The sequence below is a fragment of the Bacteroidetes bacterium SB0662_bin_6 genome (assembly GCA_009839485.1).
GTDB lineage: Bacteria > Bacteroidota > Rhodothermia > Rhodothermales > VXPQ01 > VXPQ01.
Genome location: VXPQ01000050.1, coordinates 1 through 7,801 on the forward strand (window position 1 = coordinate 1; position 7,801 = coordinate 7,801).

A 7,801-nucleotide genomic window follows, 5' to 3' on the forward strand; every position below is an offset into this window, starting at 1 on the left:
GGTAAGAAAATCCCCCGGGGGAAACCCCGTGCCGGTTCGAGTCCGGCCCCGGGCACCAGCTTGCACTCCGGCAAGAACCACTGCTCTAAAGAAGCCTGCAGTCAGAGTTTTTCGGGGAAATGCAAACAGATGTGGGAAACTAGACATGTCGTTCTTAGAAGGAAGAGGCTGAATGAACAGGATCTCTCAGTCTGATGTGTTTGCGCCCGTAGTCGCCGCTTTACTGGTGGCCATTATTCCAGCGGCTACTCTGGCGCAGTCGAACGAAGCCAACCCTGATACCTCGACGGATGCTACCCATTTCGCTCAGCCAGCTATAAATGACAGAATTCAACAAGGAGTGCTCAGCTAGGACGACTCCGCCGAAGATCTTTCAGATCCGACCACCATTGAAGCCGAAATAGAGCGGCAATTCAATGAACTCCGCCGAGAGCAACTTGATGATTGGGCTACTACCATAACGTGGTGGCTGGAGGCGGTAGCAATCTTCCTTACGTTCTTCGGTGTGTTCGCTGTCCTTGCTGGTTTTTTCGGGTTTCGAAGGTTCGAAGCGATCAGGAGTGAGGCGAAAGAGAGTGCGAACGAGGTAAAGAGTTTGCTCGAAGAAATCAAACAGAATCGAGATGAATCTCGGGAGCTTCTTCAGGAGATGGCAGCGGAGTCTGATCCCGAAGAACCGGAGCAAGCAAGACAAAAAACTGGGGACGTGAGCAACGACCCGGGTGCAACCCCGATGGAAAAGGAGATAGCTGAAGCCACATCTCTCCAGGAGCAGGAGAAGACAAAAGACGCCATCAGGAAATGGCTAGCTATCGCCGAAAGCGCGGAGGGAACGGACAACAGCCTAGCTGCTAGAGCGTGGTTTTCCTACGGCTATCTGCAGGCAGATGAGAACTTGGAAGAAAAGATGCGCGCGTACGACAAGGCCATTATTCTGCAACCTGACAGTGCAGGAGCCTACAATAATCGGGGCATCGTCAAGGCCAAGTTAGGGCGCCTTGTAGAAGCCATTGCTGACTATGACGAGGCTATTCGCCTGCGAATGCCCAACGCTCGTGCCTACCACAATAGGGGCCTCGCCAAGGCTAGATTGAGGCGATTCGACGAAGCCATTACCGACTATGATGAGGCTATTCGCTTGCAAACAGACTACGCTCGAGCGTACTACAGTAGAGGCAACTCGAAGCGCGCGTTGGGGCGACTAGCCGAAGCACGAAAGGATTATGAGAGCGCGCTGACGCTCGCGCGAGAAGAAAATGACACATACCGTGCTTCCAGAATAAAGGAGCTATTGCACCAACTCGATACCGAAGATGGCAATTGAGTTTTGTTAAGGTTTATCGTGGTTACGAGTTAAGGATCAGAGTGAGGTTAGCCGCTAATCGATGTAATAACACAGGAGTCAACTTCGGGGAAACGTCAGCATGCAAGGTAATTGCAATCCCGAGCTAGGCTCAGGAAATGGGAAAAATTTGGTCCGCGTTGACATAACTCGCGTCAAATGGTATTGCAATTGGTACCATTCGCAATCTATTATTATCCCAAGCAAATCTGTTTGATTCCACATGGCTAGAACCGTACAAATGCAAGTTCGGCTGGAACCCGAACTGAAGGCGCGATCCGAAGAGGTGCTTTCCCAACTCGGGCTGAAACCCACCGAATTTATTCGCATGTCCTTGCGACAACTCGTGATGCGCAAGGGCTTGCCCTTTGACGCGCGAATCCCGAATGCTGAAACGATAGACGCACTGGAGGAACCTGCGGAGAAACTGAAACGATTCCCGTCCGCGCGCGCGGTCTTCTCTCACCTTGAAACGGCCAGCGATGCCGATCAAGAGGACCGATGAGGGAGATTGCCTACACGAAGAGATTTCGCCAAGACTACAAAAGAATCAAGAAACGAGGCTGGGACGTCCAACGGCTTGAAGCAGCCGTTGATACCTTGGCGAGAGGCCGGCCACTACCACCCAACGCCCGACCCCACAAGTTGTCAGGCAACTTCAACGACGCCTGGGATATTCACTTGGCCGGAGACTGGATACTGATTTACGAGATCACCGAAGACCTTCTGATACTCCGCCGAACCGGAACACACTCCGACCTCTTTCAAAACTAATGGAGTTGCGGTCATGATGAGGGTGCCCTCATTGCACCTGGCTCGGTTCTGGGCAACAGTCGGGGAACGGTCAATAGCAAGTTCTCAATCCATAGTGTTGAATTTGGTGGCATAGGCAATGGAGCGAACGAAAACACATCGAGGAATCGAGGGGGCCCGGTACGAGCCCGAGATACATGAGGTTGCGGAACTCGTAGGCATCTCATTAAACGTGGCCGAGAAAGGCGAGATGGTTAACGTGCTCCAAAGCGCGTTCTTTTCGTCCTACGATGATGATCACCGGCGTTATTTCGAGCAGATCCTTGGGCAGTTCTCCAGCTTGGGAGGCAGCATGCCCAATGATTTGCTCATAGTAATCCGAAACAAGAAGGCCCAGGTACACACCTCGTTTCCCGTTACGGTGAGCATACGTTCCAAGGGCACGATTCAGCAGGGAAGAGCAGTGTTCAAGGAACAGATTCTGGACATTGAGGAGGTCAGGTTTCGGGACGATTTCTTTGAAGCAGATATTCAGGATGGAGACAAGATTGTCTGGTTGTTTCGGGTCGACTGGAGTTTTGGGCTGTATTTCGACTTGTCCGGAAAGTTGTCGACACGTGAACTATGGAAGACTCTGGGGCAGTGTTTTCGGACCATGCACTTCCACGAGGTGTATGCGTTTTTTGTTGACCCCGCGAATCCAGAGCGGCTTATAGACCGGGGCTGGTTTCCGTTCATCCAGTTCTCTACAGACGAATTTCGTCAGCTTCGTCATGGGATCAGTGAACCGTCGGAACTGAATGCTGTGGAGGCGCATATTGTTCAGGCGTTCAGTGCCGACCGTATAGATGAGATTTCTGAGGGTTGGTGGAACAATCCTGCGTTCCGGGACAAGAAAGAAATAATTGCAGCAGGGCTAAACGCCTACAAGGAGGGCAGCGCTGAACAGGCTATCAACTGCATTAAGAATCTCGTAAGTGAGGCGGAAGGCATCATTCGGCTGCACTTCCATCAGAACATGGGCAGGAGGCCAACGACGAGGGAACTCATGGTGTACGTGTCGGAACGTGGCAGGAAGGCGTTTCCAAGTTCTGGCAGCCTAGCGTTCCCAGATCTCTTTTTCGAATACTTGGAAAATTACCTTTTTCGGGGTTTTGATCTCACAGCCGGGTCGGTCGAGATCTCGCGTCATTCGGTTGCGCATGGAGTTGCTGCGCCTAACCATTACACGAGGACAGGGGCGCTACAAGTGATCCTGGCCCTTGACCAGATACACCACTACATCATGAGTGGTTCAAATCAAGCATTGGACTAATGACTAGCAACGCGCCCCGTTCACGCAGAAGCTGAATTAACCTGTTTTCGCTCGTGCCAATTGGACTAACGTATCAGGGAATCCAACCCTGGTAATTTTTTGGCCTGCGTAACCCACCTGCATCAATTGCATTTCGCTCCAGTGGCCGGTTGCCCAGGTGTTTTCATCAGCACCAGGTCGACGAACGTATCCAGTATTGAAACTTATTGACACGGGGCCGTGCATGATCGGCGCAGTGATTGTGTGCTTCCTGCCATCTCGACTTTGGGCGAAGAGTACTTCTTCGATCGCGCCTCGAGGGGATTCAGGTCTTGCATCGTCAAAGATCGGGGGCTGAATTAGAAGAGTCGGCTCCCTGGGATATGCTTCGCCCATACCTTTCAGCACACCATCGGAGTACATGACGCGAACTTCTTTCCAATTTCGTCGAAATCCCCCATACAACTTTTTTTCCAGCCATGATTCGAAAGTTTTGGAGAACAGATAACCTGCCAGACCACTTGAAAACAAAATTTGTGCAGCCTCGGCAATTGCACTAACAACGTCTCGATCGGCAGTTGTTAGCTTGATCATGACGAATGGCACTTGCACAAATAAGATAGCCAGAAGTACCAAAACGATTCGATGCTTCCAAACGTAGTTTTTCATATTTGAGTTCCTGCTCTCGCAGTGCGAATGTTTAGGGTGTTCATACTTGATGAGTAGCAGTATGAACAAAGAAGCTGCGGAATTTCGGCTTGAAATGGCGCACAGCGCATTGCGAGAGTGCGAAGCGCATGTGCGCAAAACTTTCCGGGATTGGCTAACAGCTGAGGCTGTAAGGGGAAAACTATAAGTTGCACAATCAACTCCGAGCGCGTCACGGGCATGGCTACAGGAGCAAGTTGAAAGAAGATTGGGAATTGGCTCTCAAGGAGCGTGACAAGTGCCGGATGCAAGTTGATCAAGAACAAGCCGATTACGACAGGTTCAAGAAAGCCCAAAAGGCGGAACAGTCAGTGTGAAATTAAGCCAATAGCGCCCGATTTGCGTCTACGCTGAAACCGGCGGCCTTCAATTCTCGTAAGAGCCGTATTTTCCAGCCGTCCTCGTTATCTAGAGGAACATAGAGGATGCCATCGCAGTCTGAGGGTCTTTCAACATCCCTTATCGATAATGCACAGACTCTCTCCCTGCCTAATTTCCCTATGAAATATCCAAACTCGAAAACGACGTTCTGTCGTGCGCGAGGCTTTAGGTCGCGATGCTTCTCCTTGAGCGCACCCATGTCGTCCGGAGTTAGCAGGACGACCGCAAAGGTGACATCTGCGTAGTCTTCGAACTTCTCGATAATTGTGCGTCCTTCATTCGGTTGTTCGTGCAAGATTACTGGTTCGAGCTTCAGTTTCTCGAGGAATCGTGCGACCGTTTCCTGAGCTGAATTGTCGTGGCCATGGATTACGAAGACCTTGTTCGCATTCTTCTGAACCTCGACATGAGAATCGGAGGTTCTTAATGATTCTTCGTCGTCTTCCCAGTATTCCCCGATCTCATCTATCATGGATTCGAGTACAGACGCAGCTGAGTCCAAGCCCCTCCGATATGCGGCTTCGAACTCCGAATCAGGGGTGCCGGTCGAAAATGCCATCAGCGAATAGCTGACGTTGTTGAAGTCCGCAACGTGGCTTGACTTGCTGCCGAACGTATTAGCAATAGCCACTCGTGCATTCCTCCGCCATTTATTGAACTCAGGCGATCGGCGCCGAAGCCTCTTCAATTCAGGTACTTCATCCAGTACTTTCCGCAGGCGTTGTATGGACTTGGATTTTTTTGGACTCACCATTACCTCAATTCCATGACATTTGAACCCTGGATTCCCCTGCCATACACGATCCTCAGAATGGTCTTATTAATGGCCACGGGTGTTTTCGCTGTATTTCCTCCCGTGGGATATATGCTGGCGCCAATGATAATCGGTCGACCCGCCACCGCAGAATTTCCATGCTTTCCGAAAGTTTCGCCACACGGATCTGTTACTGGAAATACTTGATCACGTCCAACAAATTTACTTGTTGCTCTTGTGCTCGTTCTGAATCGATACCGCCCCTTCGTCGATTCCTCTTCACCAAAGTCGAGTAGTCGTAGGCATTGCTCAATTCCCGAAGGCAATATGATCATCGCTTTCGGTGTCGTCTGCCCGTCACGTTAGCCGCGAGTGGCGTTCGCATCTTTTCATAGAGCGTGAACAGATGCTCGACGCGCTCGCGCTCGGACGCGAAGCTGGAGCGGCGATAGAGTTGGTCAACCACACGATCGAGCGCCTGATGTGCCTTGCGTAGGTTCGGCGGCATCAGGTCGGGGTCATATAGGTTTGCAAGGGTGGACGTGTGCCATTCGGAGCGGGCGTCGAGGACCGCCTGCGCGAGAGACTCGATCTTTGAAAAGTCAAGTTCACGTTCACGGTTGGTAAAGTCAGGCGGGGTAGGGAAAGTGTTGTAAACAAGGCCGATGGAATAGCGGTACCGGCTCTCCAATCGGCCGCCGACATGGCGCAGCCACGCCATATGCATGGAAGATGTCAGCAGCGCGAAATCCGCCAGAGTGGCGTTTTCGAGAACGCGCACGAGATTGCTTGGAATCACGGGCGGCGCAAGCCAGCCAATAGGCACGTATTCCCGACGTTCGGAACTGACTTCGGGAATTACCAGGAACGACTCCCTAGGAAGAACGTCCACGTGATAGAGCGTCGGCGTTTCGGCTAGCTTGATCGTGGGTTTGCTCTTACTGGCTTGCCTGTAGGCGCGAACGGCTGCAATCCGTTCACGCACAAGCGGCAATTCGGCAAGAATGTGCGGAGGCGCGTCGTGCAGCGCGAGAATCCAGCGTTCCCCGCCTTGCAAGTACTCACGTGCCCCTACGAACGGGCGTAAAAGAGGGGCGGCGTCTGGCTCTTTCTGAAGAAATGTCTCTCTTTCTTCCGAGTTGAATATGTAATGGCCGCCGTCAATAGGTTTGGAGCCGATAATCAGTTTCTGCATACCGTTTATCGGCCGGCTCTCCCCGCGCACGGTCAGATGTGAATCGATCAACCCGGCGGCATCGAAGAGATAAGGCGATAGAACTGCGTGTCGTGATTCCTCCGGCTCGCCATTGATGTCCGTATAGCTGAACAAGCGTTTCTCCGCGCCCGCCCGATCGCGCTGGTCGACGCCCAGAATGGCCACATGAACATGCGCTTTGCCGCGTGCGTCCGACCCCCAGGCGAACGTTCGATGGGCGAAAGCGATTTCGAGTTTGAGGCGGTCGAGCAGGATAGGCCAGAGTTGCGCTACCTGCTCGCCCTGTGTGATCGAGTTGGTGGCGACGAAACCGATTCGGGCGGAGCCCTCCTGCACGTAGTCGCCTGCCTTGATGAACCAGGCGGTGACGTAGTCGAGCGTGCCGCCGCTCTTGCCCAGGGCTGCGATTCGGCGCACCTGCGCGCGTTGCTCCGCCGTCTGAAATTTCGCGCCAATAAAGGGAGGATTGCCGAACACGAACGAGCACTTTTCGGGTGGAAGGACTTCTTGCCAATCCACCTCCAGTGCGTCGCCGTGCATGATGTGCGGCGAGCTCTCTAGCGGGATACGCACATAGGTCTGGCCAAACTCCAGGCTTAGCCGGTTGTTCATGATGTGGTCCATCATCCACATTGCGGTTTCGGCAATGCGGGCGGGAAACTCTCCGAGCTCGATGCCATAGAACTGATCCACATCTACCAGCGACAGCTCTTCCGCCAGAGCGTCCAATTGCCGATTCGGGTGGATTTCCTTGAGGACTTCGATTTCAAGCTGACGCAGTTCGCGGTAGGCGATGATGAGGAAGTTGCCACAGCCGCAGGCGGGGTCGAAGAATCGCATGCTACCCAGCTTTTCCTGAAAACGCCGAAGGTCGGTGCGGCGGCGGCTGTCCTTGCGGGACTTGAGGTGCTTGAATTCGGCCCGCAGGTCGTCCATGAACAGTGGTTCGATCACCTTGAGGATGTTCTTCTCGGTGGTGTAGTGCGCACCCTGGGCGCGGCGTTGCTCGGGCTCCATGACGGACTGGAACAGCGCCCCGAATATGGCGGGCGAAATGTTCGACCAGTCGAAGCGGCACACGTCCAGCAGCGCTTCACGCATGGAAGCATTGAAAGACGGAGTGCGCAAGTGTTCGCGGAACAGGTCGCCGTTGACATAGGGGAAACGCGCCAGATCCTCGTCAAGTAGCGGGCTGCGCTCTTCTTCGGGCGAATTCAGGACCTCGAACACTTGCCGCAGCCACGGTCCCAGGTCGGCGCCGTCCTCGCTGGTGCGGGTTTCGATGAACTCAAGGAAGATGTCGCGCGGCTCGAAGATGCCGGTGTCGTCGGCGAACAGGCAGAACACGATGCG

The 7,801-nt window shown here is 53.2% G+C and carries 6 protein-coding genes; 4 read left to right on the forward strand and 2 right to left on the reverse strand.

Annotated features, from left to right (window positions below; genetic code table 11):
- Positions 1-505: 505 nt before the first annotated feature.
- The 4 genes from F4Y00_10130 to F4Y00_10145 all read left to right on the forward strand — a co-directional run bounded on the left by F4Y00_10130 (position 506) and on the right by F4Y00_10145 (position 3,410).
- Entirely contained in the window at positions 506-1,324 is an 819-nt protein-coding gene (locus F4Y00_10130) for a tetratricopeptide repeat protein (protein ID MYE05314.1), read from the forward strand.
- 241 nt (positions 1,325-1,565) lie between these two features.
- Positions 1,566-1,847, forward strand: a complete 282-nt coding sequence (locus tag F4Y00_10135; protein ID MYE05315.1) for a type II toxin-antitoxin system RelB/DinJ family antitoxin — start codon at positions 1,566-1,568, stop codon at positions 1,845-1,847.
- A complete protein-coding gene (locus F4Y00_10140) occupies positions 1,844-2,116 on the forward strand; it encodes a type II toxin-antitoxin system YafQ family toxin (protein ID MYE05316.1) in 273 nt (90 codons plus the stop codon). The genes F4Y00_10135 and F4Y00_10140 overlap by 4 nt, the downstream gene beginning before the upstream one ends.
- 118 nt (positions 2,117-2,234) lie before the next feature.
- Complete coding sequence (locus tag F4Y00_10145) at positions 2,235-3,410, forward strand: hypothetical protein (protein MYE05317.1); 1,176 nt, start codon at positions 2,235-2,237, stop codon at positions 3,408-3,410.
- Between the two features lie 36 nt (positions 3,411-3,446).
- On the opposite strand, the gene F4Y00_10150 is transcribed toward F4Y00_10145, so the two are convergent.
- Complete coding sequence (locus tag F4Y00_10150) at positions 3,447-4,058, reverse strand: hypothetical protein (protein ID MYE05318.1); 612 nt, start codon at positions 4,056-4,058, stop codon at positions 3,447-3,449.
- A 358-nt stretch (positions 4,059-4,416) separates the two neighbouring features.
- A complete protein-coding gene (locus F4Y00_10155; GenBank protein ID MYE05319.1) occupies positions 4,417-5,232 on the reverse strand; it encodes a hypothetical protein in 816 nt (271 codons plus the stop codon).
- Positions 5,233-7,801: the final 2,569 nt, after the last annotated feature.